The following is a 15,105-nucleotide window of genomic DNA, read 5'->3' as shown; positions in this document are numbered from 1 at the left end:
ATGATGTGAAATTAATTTCCTGTAGAGATTTGTTCAATAAGTAAGTAAAGTGAAACTACACTTGAGATTACACTTACTATCAACGTCAGATCTTGTAGGTTTCTAGTATCAGATTTCCTACGAGGTTCAATATAGATGATATCATTGGGCATGACATTTAAGTTTGCCTTTGCCAAACCTTGAATTGTGCTTAAATCTATCAATTGAACAGCAGGTTTATTTAAACCATAAACTGGATCTGGACGAATTAACCTTATATTGGTAGCCATGATATCATTCTGAATGGCAATATTTCCATTATTCTTAACTTGTTGACCATTCATTGAAGCTTGAGCAATAATATCAAGAACTGTCATATGTTCAGATCTCAATGGAATAATTTCAGAACCTGTAGCTCCCATAATCGTTACCTTTTTATTTATATAATTTGTAGCAACATATGGGTCTAAATAAAAAGCACTGTATTTTTCAGCTAGAAGATTATTAGCTTCATATAATGTTAGACCTACAAGGTTAATGTCTCCAATTAGAGGTAAGAAAACAAGACTATCAGATCTAACTAAATAATTTCTAGGTTCACCGTTGTTTTCACGAATATCCATATTCATGGCACTGTTGGGATTTTCTAATGAATTAATGTTATTTCCATTATTAAGATTAGAACCTCCATTGTTTAACCTACCTAATTGCTCAGGTTGTAGGTAATCACCATTAGGATCGACTATAAGTTCACCATCATTGGTAAATACAGACATAACTATCCTATCATCTACATCAATAACATAGTTTGTTAAAGCAGATTGCTGAGCGTCTTCGAAGACATTTTCATTAATACTAGTATCTGTTTTAAAAAGTATACTTTTTCGTATAGAACAAGATGAAAAATTAATTAGAACTATTAGTGCTAATAAAAATCGAGAATGTTTTATAAGAATAATATTATTACAGTGTTTCATGTTTAAGTAACATAGGTTAGCTTACTTTAAGAAAAAATATTCAATAGAATAAGCTTAAAAAAATAGGCCATAAAGCCTAAGGGTTCTTCTAGAATATAAAAGTATAAAAAAAAGACCCACTCTCAGAATAAATTTTCAAAGAGTGGGCCAAAAAGTATAAAAATATTGTATTATTTTTTGAAAGACTTTACTCCTTCGTCTAAGAATTGAATAAAGTTCTCAACATTTAAGTCATATGCCTTTGCAGGAATCATTAATTCACCTGTTTCATCCAATAAACAATAATAAGGTTGAGCGTTACTATTGAATTTTGTGATTTGGAAATCAAAGTTTTTTGCACCGATTGTTTTCTTAATGTTTCCATCAAAAGAAGAAGTTACCCACTCTGATTCTGGAAGTTTTGTGGGATCATCTACATATAATGCTAAAATGATATAATCTTCTCTTAGACGTTTTAATACTCTTTGATCAGACCATACATTATCTTCCATTTTTCTACAATTTGCACATCCATGACCTGTAAAGTCTAGGAAAATGGGCTTACCGAATTTTTTTGAAGCTTCTATAGCTTGATCATAATCAAAATATCCTTTTAACCCATGAGGTAAATGGAAGATCTCACCATATTTGATAGGGTATAACATATCTTGTTGTTCACCTCCTGTTATTGAAGCATTAGCAACTTCATCACGGATCATAGATTTAATATCAAATGTATGATTTGTTTGTGGAGGCAAAATACCTGATAACATTTTTAAAGGAGCACCAAATAAGCCCGGTATTAAATAAATGACAAAAGCAAAAACTACTGTTGCTAGAATCATTCTAGGAGGGCTAATTGTATCTACTGGTGAATCATGAGGAAGACGGATTTTTCCTAAAAGGTATAATCCTAACATCATAGTGATAGCAATCCAAATTGCCACCATAATATCTTTATCTAAAATACCCCAATGATATACTAAATCTACTGTTGATAAGAATTTAAAAGCTAAGGCCAACTCTACAAAACCTAAAACTACTTTTACTGAGTTTAACCAACCACCAGATTTTGGTAGATTTTTCATTAAACCAGGGAAAAGAGCAAACAGAGTAAACGGTAAAGCAAATGCTGATGCAAAAGCAATCATACCAAAGATTGGTTTTACATATGCACCACCAACTGATTCAATTAAAATAGTACCTACGATAGGACCTGTACATGAGAATGAAACAAGAACTAATGTAAATGCCATAAAGAAAACTGCACCTAATCCTCCTTTATCAGATTGTTTATCCATTTTATTTACCAATGAACTTGGTAATGTAATTTCAAACATGCCAAAGAAAGACATTGCAAAAACAATGAATATTGTAAAGAATAATATATTTGGTAACCAGTGTGTTGAAATTGCATTTGCAACACTTGGGTCTCCAGCTAAAGGTGCTAATACGGCTCCAAAGAAACCGTAGATTCCTACAATAGAAAATCCATAAATAAATGCTTTTGACTTACCTCCACTTTGATTTGTGAAAAATGACACTGTAAGAGGAATCATTGGAAATACACATGGAGTGAAAATCGCAGTCAAACCAAAAATGAAAGCTGATAACATAAAACCAAATAGGCTTTCTTCAGTATCTTGACCACTTGAAGAAACTGCTTTGATCTCACCATTATTTGCCTTTTTTACTTCTTCAATAACTTCCGTTTTCTTTACTTCTTTTGATGCAGCTTGTGCTTTTCCAAAAGTAAAACTCTTTTCTAAAGGGATACACTGACCACTTTCATCAGAACAACTTTGGCCAGATATAGTAGTTTCTATAGTAAAAGGAACCTCTAATATTTTTAATTTTTGAGTAAACTCACCATGTTTCTTGAAATAAGTAATTTCACCTTCCCACAATTCATCATATTTTTTCTTTGGATGAATAGGAGTGAAATCTCCAGCAATTTCAAAAGTCTTATTTTCACCATATTTTACAGAAGTTAATATTGGACCTAAATCAGGATCAAAGTCCGACGAATAGAGATACCATCCATCTTTAATTTCTGCATGATAAGTAATTGTAATAATGTCGCCTTTTTTGGGAGAGTTGTTTGATAGTTCAGCACTCCAAGTGACAGGGTTAATAAGTTGCGCATTTGCAGTAGTAATAATTCCCAAGAGGAAAATACTAACAATACAAAGTGATCGATAAATTGTGTTCATGTTACTAAAAAAGTTTTTCTTAGATAGTTTCTTCTCTTAATACAGAGCGGAATTGACTTACTTTTTCGCCAAACTTCTGTTTTAGTTGTGTGTGAAGTTCAACTTCGTGATTTCTCATAAATCTGTCAGCAGCTGATAAATTTTCAACGTCAAGCATTAAAGCAAAATTAGATCCTTTCGCTTCAGTTTTCTCAGAAAGTAATTTCATCAGTTTATGGCTTTTAAAGCACTCTGTTTTAATTATCTCTGGAATAAAAAATGTTTTCATCCATTCTTTCCATGCACCTAGTACATCATCATCAACATGAAAAGAAATATTATATATAATCATGGTATTTAATATTTTTCGCAAAATAATGACTGTAAGTAAAAGGTGCTATTATTAATTTCTTTTTCTTTCAAGAATTAGTCGAAAAAGTAGATTAATAACCTAGATGCAAAGATTCATATAGTTGAATATTAATTAGTCGTTCATTCTTCCCCCTTAGTTGTTTAAAATTCCCTTTAATCATAACATAAATAAATACGTAGTTATATAGCTTGTTTGATAATCATTCATAATACTATATAAAATTTATGAATTAATATTTTTAATAAACTGGTTATTAGTCTAATGAATAACGTATTTATTTATGTTCTTATTCTTTTTAATGAAATAAACTAGATTAAATACTTATGTATGAATTTCTGATTTTATATAAAAAATGAAGTAGGGTAAATAGTAAAAATAGGATTTAATTGGAACTTTTAAGGGAGAAAATGGATTAAAAAGACAAGTAATATTCTAATTCAAAAAGTTTCGAAAAAAGCGTTTTCGATAATAATTGGAAATTTTAATGCAGATTTAGAATTCAAATTACAGTTCTTACATGGGAACTAAAACGGTAACCTTATTTAAGCGTTATGGTTATGAATTATGAAACCTAATTTTATTAAACCCTACGGAAGTATTCCCCTTCTGAAGCAGAATGTTTGGGAAGAAATTAAGACCTTTGCTACCGAAGAGTATCAACAGGTCGCGGTGATACAATCTTTTTGTAAAGATTTTGTCAACCTTATCAATAAAGCAAGAGGTGCTGTAACTGAAAATAAGCCTTTGCAATTATTCCAGTCAATTCATACTCTCAAAGGTATTGCTGGAACTTTAGGAGCTGCGAGATTACAGTTTTTAACTAAAAAAGCAGAAGAGATGAGTCTAATTGATAATGATTTGATTGATGAAATTGAACATTGCGGATGGGCTTCATTAGAAGAGATGCGTAACAATTGTGGATAAAGAAAATTTAAAAGAGAAATATTCGAAACTTATTAAGGAAGAAGCTTATCGACTTGGCTTCTCTGAATGTGGTATTGCTAAAGCTGGTTTTTTAGAAGAGGAAGCTGATCCTTTAGAAAAATGGCTTCAAAATGGAATGCATGGTGAAATGGGTTACATGGCTAATCACTTTGATAAAAGATTAGATCCTACCAAACTTGTAGAAGGTGCCAAATCTGTTGTGATGTTATCTTATAACTATTTTCCAGAAAAGGATTTAGGAACTGATGGGAATTACAAGATCGCTAAATATGCTTACGGTGAAGATTATCATTATGTAATAAAAAGAAAGCTCAAAGATTTAATAAAATTCATCAATGCAGAAATTGGAGAAGTAGAAGGGAGAGTATTTGTAGACTCTGCACCTGTAATGGAAAGAGCTTGGGCAAAAAAAGCAGGCTTAGGTTGGGTTGGAAAACATAGTTTACTTTTGAATAGATCAATGGGTAGCTTTTTCTTTTTAGCTGAACTGATTATTGATTTAGAATTAAAAGAAGATGCACCAATTAAAGACTATTGTGGTACTTGTACTAGATGTATAGATGCTTGTCCAACGGATGCAATCCCAGAAAAAGGAATTGTTGACGGTAGTAAATGTATTTCTTATCTCACTATTGAACTTAAAGAACAAATTCCTCAAGAGTTTAAAGGAAAAATGGAAGACTGGATTTTTGGATGTGATATCTGTCAAGATGTTTGTCCATGGAATCGTTTTTCAAAACCTCATCAAACAGATGAATTTTTACCTCATGAAAAACTAGGTGAAATGTACAAAGCAGACTGGGAAGAAATTACAGAAGATGTTTTTAAAGAAATTTTTAGAAAGTCTGCTGTGAAGAGAACTAAACTGGATGGGCTTAAAAGGAATATAGCTTTTGCAAAAAAAAAGTGATTACCTTCTAGTTTAGGTAACCACTTTATCAATATTTTTATATAAAGTATGTATGTTTTTCTTTAGCCAACTAATGCATAAGAATTAAGATGTTTATTGCATTCGTTTTGGATTGTGAAAGCATACTTTGGAAAGTTTATTTTTCCCCACGATCGTAAAGACAGTACTTCATTGATCGAAAGAATTCCCAAAGACTTGCGTAACTCTTTTAAAAATAAGTGACGGTCAAATGACACTTTCTTGAGAATTACTTTTGAATATTCAAGCATGATCGGGTATGTTTTACTTGGTTGTCTTGTAAATTAAAAATTTAATTTTCTGATCAATTAATTTGATTAATGCTATTTGTTGTAACGCTAATATAGTGTAAATGTTACATTTTTAAGAAGAAAAATTCTTTTTTTTTATTTTTTTCACAACTTTTCTTCCGACTAATTATAGATATTTACGGTATGAAAAGATTACCATTGAAATTTTTTACATTGACTCGTTTATTACAATCCTTTGGATTTCTATTGTTCTGTTCGTTTGCACTATCTATTCCTGCTTTTTCTCAACAGGTTAGCATTACAATAGGTCGAACAGAAATTGGACAAAATGAAAATTTTGAAATTACATTGACCGTTAAGAATGGTCGATTGACAAAATATTCTGAATTTCCCAATATTGAGGGCTTTCGAAAAGGTAGACCTTCTACCTCCAGCCAGACTTCGATTATAAATGGCCAAGTTTCTACACAGCAGAGTGTTTCTCAGATGTACTCTCCTATGAAACAAGGTGTATTTAAATTAGCCCCATTTTCTATGACTGTTAATGGAAAGACAGTGAAAAATGGCGGTGCAGATATAAAAGTAGGTCCTGCAGTTCAACGACAAACTTACGATCCTTTTGCTGATTTTTGGGGTGGAGGTTCATCACGAAATCAACAAAGTCAACAATTTGTAAATGTTGAAGCAGATGCTTTCTTCTCAGTAAGTACAGATAAAAAATCAGTTTATAGAGGTGAAGGATTTAAAATGGATATTTCATTTTTTGTCGCTGTGACAAATAGAGCTGAAATGGATTTCTATAAATTAGATGAACAAGTTTCTGAAATATTGAAGAAAGTCAAACCCAAAAATTGTTGGGAAGAAAACTTTAATATAGAGTCAGTTCATTCTGAATATATTACACTTAATGGTAAATCTTATCGTCAATACAAGATCTATGAGGCGATGTTCTACCCTTTGAATACTGAAGATATTGTCATTCAACCTACAGAGTTGCAAATGATAAAATATCAAGTAGCACAAAGACAATCTTTCTTTGGTAGAAATAGAAAAGAAGATATCGAGGTGTTCAAATCTAGAGGTAGAACGATTAAAGTGAAACCATTACCAGAAAGTCAATTCAAAAGTGTAGCAAGTGTTGGAAATTATAGATTAAAGCAAAACTTAAGCGAAACAGAGATTAAGACTGGAGAAAGCATTACACTTGATTTTAAAATTGAAGGTATTGGTAATATTTCTTCTATTAGAGAGCCTGATTTAGTAGAATCTGAAGATTTATTATTTTACCCACCAAGTGTTTCTCAAAATATTAAAAGAGCAAATGGCAAAGTAGTGGGTTCTAAAGAGTTTGTCTATTATATTGAACCTCAAGAGCCAGGTACATACCAGCTTAAAGACTTTATTAGTCTAACAATATTTAATCCTCAAACTTCAGAATATAAAACCTTATACCCTGAGGGTACAATTACAGTAACGGGTAAAAGTTTAAGAGACGCAAAGATTTCTAAAACGGATTTAGGTTCGTTTTACGATGCAATGAAATTTGCTGATAACACTTTAGTTGCAGTGGATGACACATCAATTCTTCAAATCATTTTGAATGTATTTGTGGTTATTGCTCTTATTCTAACAGGTGTTCTTATTTTTAAGAAGTTCTAATTATTGATCATTATGAAAAGAACTTATGTTCTAAATCTTCTAAAAGTAATTTTAGTGTCAATCTCTTTTCTCTCATGTGAAAGGTATGTGGATACAACTCCTCCTGTGATTGAAAATTTCTATATCAATGGAAATGATGGAAGTGGTTCGGAACCTGAAATTGATACCTTAAGTACTGAGTTGGAAATAAGATCGTATTTGACTGATGATAATAATTTACTTTCTTATTCGATCACTTTTGAGCCCAAAGAGGTCATTACGTCAGGTTTGAGAGTACCAGCATTTTTGGATCAAGTAGACACTTTTCCAATTGCAGGAGCACAGACAGAAATTTATAAAATACTGAAAATTGCTACCGCACCTGATTCTGAAGGGTCTTATGTTGCGGCAACTGGAGATTATGAAATTCATTTAGATGCAAAAGATGTAGGGCTTAATGAAGCAGATAGGGCTACTATTGCAATGGAATTCAGAAATTATGCTCCTTTTTTCAAGTTTGATGACAATATCTTAGAGGATACTATAGAATTTAATAAAGGAGTAACGCTTCCGATTAACTATGTATTGGATGACTTAGATGATAATATTAATGCATTAACTATGCAGATGTATGAAATCGTTGAAGATCCTTCAGCAGTTGAGGATGAAGAAAGTGATGGTAATATCATTCACATTTTCCCTGTAGACGTTCCTACTCCAGGGAATAACCCCTTTGATTATAATGAATCTTATGTCTTTGCTGATACAGGAACTTATGAATTAAGAATCAAAGCGAATGATCAAAGAAGAAATGAGACAAACGCCATTATTGTTATTAAAGTAACTGAGTAAATCAATATTGGTATCAGCATAAATAAAAAAGCCTCACAGAATATTTTAAATTTTGTGAGGCTTTTTCATTAGTCGTTTTTATATCCAAACATTTTGAGACTCTTGTCATTCTTTCTCCAATCAGCATCTACCTTAACGTGAGTTTCAAGGAAGACTTTCTTTTGGATGAATTTTTCAAGTTCTTTTCTAGAGTCAGCCCCAACATGTTTGAGCTTGATTCCTCCTTTGCCAATGATAATTCCTTTTTGACTTTCTCTTTCTACCATAATTGTAGCTCTAATCTTTATGATATCATCACTTTCTTTATAGCTATCTACAATTACTTCACATGAGTAAGGCACTTCTTCTTTATAGTGCATAAAGATTTTTTCACGAATAATTTCAGAGACAAAGAAACGCATTGGCTTATCTGTCAATTCTTCTTTATCATAAAAAGCATCGTGCTCAGGAAGAAGATTTAATATTTCGTCTAAAATAGCAGGAACATTAAAACCATGTAATGCTGAAACTGGCATAATCACCTTAGGATTCAATTTTTCTTGCCAGTATTGTACTTTCTTCAAAACATCATCTTGTTTTGCTTGATCAATTTTGTTGATAATGACAATAATTGGAGCTTTTGTTTTCTCCAATTTAATCAAGGCGTCTTTCTCTTTGAATGTTTCAAAAATATCTGTTACAAACAAAACGACATCAGCATCATTAAGTGAATTATCCACAAAATCCATCATCGATTCATGGAGTTCATATTTAGGATTAATAATACCAGGAGTATCTGAATAAACAATCTGATAATCCTCTGTACTCATAATTCCCATAATACGGTGACGAGTAGTTTGAGCTTTGCTCGTGATAATAGAAAGACGCTCTCCTACCAACGCATTCATCAATGTAGATTTACCCACATTAGGTTTACCTACAATACTCACAAAACCCGCTTTGTGTTTTTTCCCTTCACTCATAATAATGTTCTACTAATTTATATATGTTTTATGCTTATGACCTAATTAGACTCCTACAGACCTTTTGAAATGTGCCATTCCAAAATAGATACAACTGTAAGGAAGTTCTCCTTTAAAATAATCAAAAATAGCTTTAACACCTTGATTTACACCTACATTTCTAATGGCTTCAGCCACAGCTTCTATCTGATCTCCATTTATAAATTGGAATATATCAATGTTATATCCCATTTCATATAGTGTCGCAAGATGGTTTAAGATACTTTCATCTCGAAGCTTTCTTTCTTGTCCGATTTGATGTATCGAATATCCTTTTTGATATAATTCGTATGTCAAAAGTGGTGAACTACCTTTAATTTTATAGCCTTCCTTAGTTTTTGTTATGACAAAATGAACAATAGCACCAATAAATTGATTACCATATTTCTTTAACTTCATCTCACCAACACCTGATACTTTCATCATATCATGTACTGATATAGGAATTTTTTCACCCATATCTGTTAGTGTAGCATCACTAAATACCATGTAAGGTGGAATACCTTCCTTATCTGCTAATTGTTTACGAAGCACACGAAGTGTTTCAAATAAATCACGTTTCAATTCTTCTTTAGCAGTAACTTTCTTCGTTGGTGCCTTTGTAGAAGGTGTTTCTTTGAATTGAGAAAGTTTGGCAAAATTGACAGGGAATTTACCCATTAGCACATTTTGACCTGCTTTACTTACTCTAAAAGTATTATGATGATCATATGCGATTTCAACTAAGCCAAGATTAAGCATTTGTTGAATATATAATTGCCAATGATCATAAGATATATCTTTACCAACTCCGTAAGTTTTGAGTTGATCAAAACCCAGGTTAATTAAATCAATTCTTCTGGATCCTCTCAAGATATCAATCAACATACCTGCGGAAAGGGTTTTATTCATTTCTCTATTTGCTCGAATAATAGCAGACATTGCTTTTTGAGCGATAACAGTACCATCAAATAATTCAGGAGGATTTCTACAAACATCACAGTTGCCGCAGTCTTTTTCTAACGTTTCACCAAAGTAACTTAATAGAATTCTTCGTCGGCAAGTACGTGTTTCAGCATATTGTTGCATCCTTTCCAACTTAGACAGCTGTAATTGAGATTGACCGCTATCTCCTACCATTTCTCTCAATTGCATTACATCAGCAAAAGTGTAGAATAATAGTGTATCAGAAGCTAAACCATCTCTACCTGCACGACCAATTTCTTGGTAATAACCCTCCATGTTTTTAGGTAGGTTATAATGTATGACCCAGCGAACATTGGGTTTGTCGATACCCATACCAAAGGCAATTGTTGCACAGATTATTGGAATATCATCTTTAATAAACCCTTCTTGTACCCTTGCTCTTTCGTGCGACGGCATTCCAGCATGATAGTACAAAGCATTATGCCCAGCTTTTCGAAGTTTAGTCGCTAAACTTTCAGTATTCTTTCGCGAAAGACAATAAATGATACCTGATTGATTGGGACGTTCTGCCAAGAAATGAAGTATTTTCTCAATTCTTTTCTGCCCTGCTTCCACCCTAAGGCTCAAATTAGATCTATCGAAAGAAGAAATAAACATTCTAGGATTGTTCATTCCGAGCTGTTTTGCGATATCATTACGAGTAGCTTTATCAGCAGTAGCTGTAAGTGCAATAAATGAAATATCAGGAAAATGCTGACGAAGAGAAATAAGTTGAGTATACTCTTGTCTAAAATCATGTCCCCATTGTGAAATACAGTGTGCTTCATCAATGGCAATGAAGCTTACATAAATTCTTGTTAGAAAATCTAAGAAATGGGGTGTTAGTAGTTTTTCAGGAGAAACATACAGTAGTTTTAATCTGTTGTGAAGTAAGTCTTCCTCTATCTCTCTTATCTCAGTATATGATAAAGTACTGTTGATATAAGCGGCAGGGACACCGTTTGCTTTAAGTCCTTCTACCTGATCTTTCATCAAGGCAATCAAAGGCGAAATAACAATGGCTACTCCTTGAGAAATGATACCAGGAATCTGATAACAAATTGACTTTCCTCCACCAGTAGGCATTAAGACAACTGTATCTTGCTTTGCAAGTACATTTTGGATAATGTCCTCTTGCATTGGTCTGAATCGATCATACCCGAAATATTGTTTCAAGGCATGTTTAGCAGTTGAAATATCCATTGAAAAGTTTTTTTGTCAAATATTCATGCAATTTACTATGAACTTATAGGATCACAAAAAAGGATTGTAAGAAAAAGGATTTAATCAAAATTTATTAAGAACATCCTCATTTATTGGAAATAATAAGAACTAAAAATACAATATTATATTTTTTATTGGATTAATCTAAGGCAGTCGAAAAGTGAAAAAATGAACTCAAAAAAACTATACTCTAGTAAAACTATAGTTTAATATTAGCGAGTGCATAGTGTTTTGATTATAAATCATCTATAAAAATCTTATTTTATTCAAAATCTTTAAAATAACTAACTGATTATTTGTGAAATAGTTAATATTATAATATGTTTACAATCAAGAAGTCAATCAAATAAGGAAATGATTACAAAATTTGTAATTCTTTATTTGAATTGTTTAAAGAGTGAAAATTAAACACTCTTTAATGAATATATTTCGATGGAAGTTTAAATAATTGAATTGGTTAGAAAGGAGGTGAGTAATGCTCACCTTTTTTTATGTGCCAAATTTTAGCGAAGAAATCCCCAAAAGTGTATAACTTTGTATATAGAATAATTAAGTACATGAAAAAGAACTATCCATTAAATATTATCTGATTTGATAGTCTCTTTTTTTAAATTTCATTTTCATATTCTATTATGAGTAACTACAAAAATATTTTTGTGATTGATGATGACCCGACAAATAATTTAATTTGTCGAAAAATGATAGAAAAAACTGGTTTTGGGGAAAACGTATCGACCTTTCTTAACGTACAAGAAGCTGTAGATGCATGGGATGCTGTAAATCCAGAGGTAGTTTTTCTAGATATTAATATGCCTCCAAGTACTGGTTGGGATTTCTTGGATCAATTGAAAGCAAAAAATATTGAAAATGATAAAGTATATATGCTTTCGGCAGAAGTAACAGAAGAAGATAGAAAAAAGGCATCGCAATATGATCAAGTGGCAGGTATTATTATCAAGCCATTAACTCCTATAAAATTAGAAGAGTTAAAATAAGCATATTCTGCTTTTTGAAAATAAAAAGTAAAAGGTGATAGTTTGTAATATACATAAATATTGGTCCGTATTTTTAGGCTTTTGTATATTCATACTATTGCCTTTTTTTTCTATAGCCCAAGTTCAAGAATTTGATAGTTTGAAGATAGAAGAACTCGAAGTTTCTAAAGTACAGGAACGTCTAGATGATCTTCTTTCCAATAATTATCATCTGAAAGCATCAGCATTGGCCGATAGTTTATTAGAACAGGCCAAAACAATCTACCCAAATACTGATCTGAGAATTGTCCTTCTTCATAAAAGAATGGCAGAAAAATTTGCAGACAATGGTTATTCAAACTTAGCATCTCAATATGTACAAAAAGGTTTAGCCATACTACGGTCTGATCCTAATCCGAATTATGCATTTATTGGTGACATGTATATTTATCTAGCACAGATATTTAGACATCATCAACTTTCAAATATTGCCATAAACTATTACGAACAGGCAATGGAAGCATATGAACAAGCCGAAGGAAGAGGACATTATTTTTCTTTGATTACTGTTTATATGACTTTAGGAACATTCCATTATGAAATTGAAAATTTTGGAACAGCGAGTTCGTATTACACCAAAGCATCAAGTTTAATCGAAAAAATGGATACTCAATACCGTTCAGATATGGTAGAAATTCTGAATAGGATTGCAAAGTCCCAAATGAGAACTGGAGCCTATAAGTTAGCAATTCAAAACATTGAAAAATCAATTTTGATAGCTAAAAAGGTATTTGGTAATAATGCAATTGAATTAGCCAATCAGTATGAATCATTAGCAGAAATATATTTACAAAGAGGTGATTATAAAGATGCGGATGCTACAGCAGATAAAGTAACAAAAATACTTCTAGCGAATATTGGTTATCAGGAAAGAAGACAGACTTATGAGAGAAAATTGGCAGACACTTTTTTCTATAAGCGACAATATATTTATGCTCAAAAATGGTATACAAAACTCTTTGATGATGCCATTATTGCAAATGCAAATATGAATGATCAAACGCAAATTGCTGACTGGTATATTCAAGTAGCCTCTAAATTTGAAAGAGTAAAGGAAGACTCATTGGCACTAACTATCTATCAATATGCTTTAGCCTTTAATCAAAAAAGCTTTGGAGAGGAAAATTTAAAAGCTGCTGAAATAATGCACGATATTTCTAAATGTTATGTTCGTTTGGATGAATTTCTAAAGGCAGAAGAATTTACAAATAAAGCGTATGCTATCGAATGGAAAATTGGTTCAGAGAAAGATAGTACGCAAAGAGCGATTCAAAATATTGATTTAGCAGGATTATTATTAATGAAAGGTGATACAGTTGAAGCCATAAAGCTTTATGATACTGTATTAGATCTTGAAAAAGATAGGGAAAGCAGATGGAAAGCAATAGCTTATAATAATTTATCAATGATTCATTTTCATCAACAGAATTATCAAGAAGCTTATGCCTTTAGTCAGGAATTATTGAATTATTATCAAGAAAACTACGGTAGAGATTATATCAAAACAATCGGATGCTATCTTTTAATAGGAAATATAATCTATGCACAAGGTGAATCAGAAAAAGCCGTAGAAGAATATTACAGTAAGCCAATACGTCTTGCTGCTCAACTCTTTAGAAAACCTAATGAGGTAAGTTTTCAAGCGAATCAAAACTTATCAAACTATTACAAAACGCTAAAAAAAGAAGACCTGTCTCAACGTTACGCTACTTACGCACGAGAGATACAGGTCGTTATTTCTTCAGAGAATATGAATTAGTATTAGCTACTAGCTGTTTTTGATCTCTGTCAATTTCTCATTCAAAGTATCAAGAATGTTACGTAGGTGACGTTCAAGCTCTGCCCAAGCCATTACTGGGTCAACAGAGTTCACATCCTCTTTGTAGTTTGCTCCAACTTCGGCCATAAAGCGCTCAAGTGTATCTAGGTTGAAGGTATGTAACCTAGTGCTAAATTTATGCTTTACTGCACTGAATAAATCAGAATCTTTATCTTCTAAAGCTAATTTTAATTTAGGAAAGTCAGATTCAAACTCATCAATAGAAATTGATAAAAAATCTACATATCCTTCTTTGTCTCCTTCGAAAAGAGTATCTGTAAAACTGAAATCCATAGGATAAGTTGATATTGCCATAATATTAGTTCATTTAAAAATAATGAAATCTTTCCAAAAATATCTAGATTTTAGAATGATAATCACCAAATACATCAGATCTCGATGAAAAATCTTAGATATGACGCAAATATATAGAGGTTTTATACTCCTCTGTACGAACAACACTTAATAAAATTTAATCGATAACGATCATTAAAGATTTGTTTAGAATTGGAGGTTTTATAATATCTTTTTGTCTATTTATAATATTTGATTTTTATTTTTTTCATGTAAAGCATAAAAGAGATAAAAAAAGAGTGTCTAAAAAGTGATACTATAACACGAAACAAACTCTCCAAATTTTTTCTCAAAAAAATATCATGAAAAATAGTACTGAAAATCAATGCGTTTACATTCGTTGTCATCTTTTTTCTAGAAATCTTTTGGAAATATAAAATCTCGCCTTACCTTTGCATCGCTTTAAACGAAAAGCATCACACAAATAAGCGAAAATAGCTCAGCTGGTAGAGCGCAACCTTGCCAAGGTTGAGGTCGCGGGTTCGAACCCCGTTTTTCGCTCATTTAAAAATTTCATTTATCTTTGTGGTAGATGAGCCGGGATGGCGGAACTGGTAGACGCGCAAGACTTAAAATCTTGTGAGGGCAACCTCGTGTGGGTTCGATTCCCACTC

12 protein-coding genes and 1 tRNA gene are annotated in these 15,105 nt (G+C 31.9%); 7 read left to right on the top strand and 6 right to left on the bottom strand.

The features are described 5' to 3' along the window. Positions 1 to 11: 11 nt before the first annotated feature. The 3 genes from ACXAHM_RS10510 to ACXAHM_RS10500 form a co-directional block, all read right to left on the bottom strand. Positions 12 to 956, bottom strand: coding sequence for a polysaccharide biosynthesis/export family protein (locus tag ACXAHM_RS10510; RefSeq protein ID WP_474960397.1), 945 nt, complete (start codon positions 954 to 956; stop codon positions 12 to 14). Positions 957 to 1,126: 170 nt separating this feature from the next. Continuing rightward, positions 1,127 to 3,148, bottom strand: coding sequence for a protein-disulfide reductase DsbD family protein (locus ACXAHM_RS10505; protein WP_474960396.1), 2,022 nt, complete (start codon positions 3,146 to 3,148; stop codon positions 1,127 to 1,129). A 19-nt stretch (positions 3,149 to 3,167) separates the two neighbouring features. Beyond that, positions 3,168 to 3,479, bottom strand: coding sequence for a DUF4286 family protein (locus ACXAHM_RS10500; protein ID WP_474960395.1), 312 nt, complete (start codon positions 3,477 to 3,479; stop codon positions 3,168 to 3,170). 585 nt (positions 3,480 to 4,064) lie between these two features. Here ACXAHM_RS10500 and ACXAHM_RS10495 point away from each other — a divergent pair. The 4 genes from ACXAHM_RS10495 to ACXAHM_RS10480 all read left to right on the top strand — a co-directional run bounded on the left by ACXAHM_RS10495 (position 4,065) and on the right by ACXAHM_RS10480 (position 8,114). Then, the gene (locus ACXAHM_RS10495) at positions 4,065 to 4,424 is read left to right on the top strand and encodes an Hpt domain-containing protein (RefSeq protein WP_474960394.1); all 360 of its coding nucleotides are present in this window, start codon (positions 4,065 to 4,067) and stop codon (positions 4,422 to 4,424) included. After that, a complete protein-coding gene (gene queG / locus ACXAHM_RS10490; RefSeq protein ID WP_474960393.1) occupies positions 4,417 to 5,355 on the top strand; it encodes a tRNA epoxyqueuosine(34) reductase QueG in 939 nt (312 codons plus the stop codon). Before ACXAHM_RS10495 ends, queG begins: the two co-directional genes overlap by 8 nt. Positions 5,356 to 5,807: 452 nt before the next feature. After that, positions 5,808 to 7,283: a BatD family protein gene (locus ACXAHM_RS10485; RefSeq protein ID WP_474960392.1), complete on the top strand. Its 1,476-nt coding sequence runs from the start codon at positions 5,808 to 5,810 to the stop codon at positions 7,281 to 7,283. Positions 7,284 to 7,295: 12 nt separating this feature from the next. Beyond that, positions 7,296 to 8,114 (top strand): hypothetical protein, encoded by an 819-nt coding sequence (locus tag ACXAHM_RS10480; protein ID WP_474960391.1) that lies wholly within the window; start codon positions 7,296 to 7,298, stop codon positions 8,112 to 8,114. A gap of 68 nt (positions 8,115 to 8,182) precedes the next feature. Here the strand turns inward: ACXAHM_RS10480 and era are convergent, their stop codons facing one another. Both era and recQ read right to left on the bottom strand, forming a co-directional pair. Further along, complete coding sequence (gene era / locus ACXAHM_RS10475) at positions 8,183 to 9,076, bottom strand: GTPase Era (RefSeq protein ID WP_474960390.1); 894 nt, start codon at positions 9,074 to 9,076, stop codon at positions 8,183 to 8,185. 45 nt (positions 9,077 to 9,121) lie between these two features. Then, on the bottom strand, positions 9,122 to 11,263 hold the full coding sequence (gene recQ / locus ACXAHM_RS10470) for a DNA helicase RecQ (RefSeq protein WP_474960389.1): 2,142 nt from the start codon (positions 11,261 to 11,263) through the stop codon (positions 9,122 to 9,124). Between the two features lie 653 nt (positions 11,264 to 11,916). On the opposite strand from recQ, the gene ACXAHM_RS10465 reads away from it, so the two are divergent. Then, positions 11,917 to 12,279: a response regulator gene (locus ACXAHM_RS10465; RefSeq protein WP_474960388.1), complete on the top strand. Its 363-nt coding sequence runs from the start codon at positions 11,917 to 11,919 to the stop codon at positions 12,277 to 12,279. Positions 12,280 to 12,418: 139 nt separating this feature from the next. Further along, the gene (locus ACXAHM_RS10460) at positions 12,419 to 14,077 is read left to right on the top strand and encodes a tetratricopeptide repeat protein (RefSeq protein ID WP_474960387.1); all 1,659 of its coding nucleotides are present in this window, start codon (positions 12,419 to 12,421) and stop codon (positions 14,075 to 14,077) included. 9 nt (positions 14,078 to 14,086) lie between these two features. Here the strand turns inward: ACXAHM_RS10460 and ACXAHM_RS10455 are convergent, their stop codons facing one another. Further along, positions 14,087 to 14,452: a hypothetical protein gene (locus ACXAHM_RS10455; RefSeq protein WP_474960386.1), complete on the bottom strand. Its 366-nt coding sequence runs from the start codon at positions 14,450 to 14,452 to the stop codon at positions 14,087 to 14,089. Between the two features lie 467 nt (positions 14,453 to 14,919). Between ACXAHM_RS10455 and ACXAHM_RS10450 the strand changes: the two genes are divergently transcribed. Further along, positions 14,920 to 14,992: transfer RNA gene (locus ACXAHM_RS10450), tRNA-Gly, on the top strand. Positions 14,993 to 15,105 lie beyond the last annotated feature (113 nt).

The organism is Flammeovirga sp. AWQ4_249 (assembly GCF_056161045.1).
This window is presented reverse-complemented; position numbering and strand designations above follow the sequence as displayed.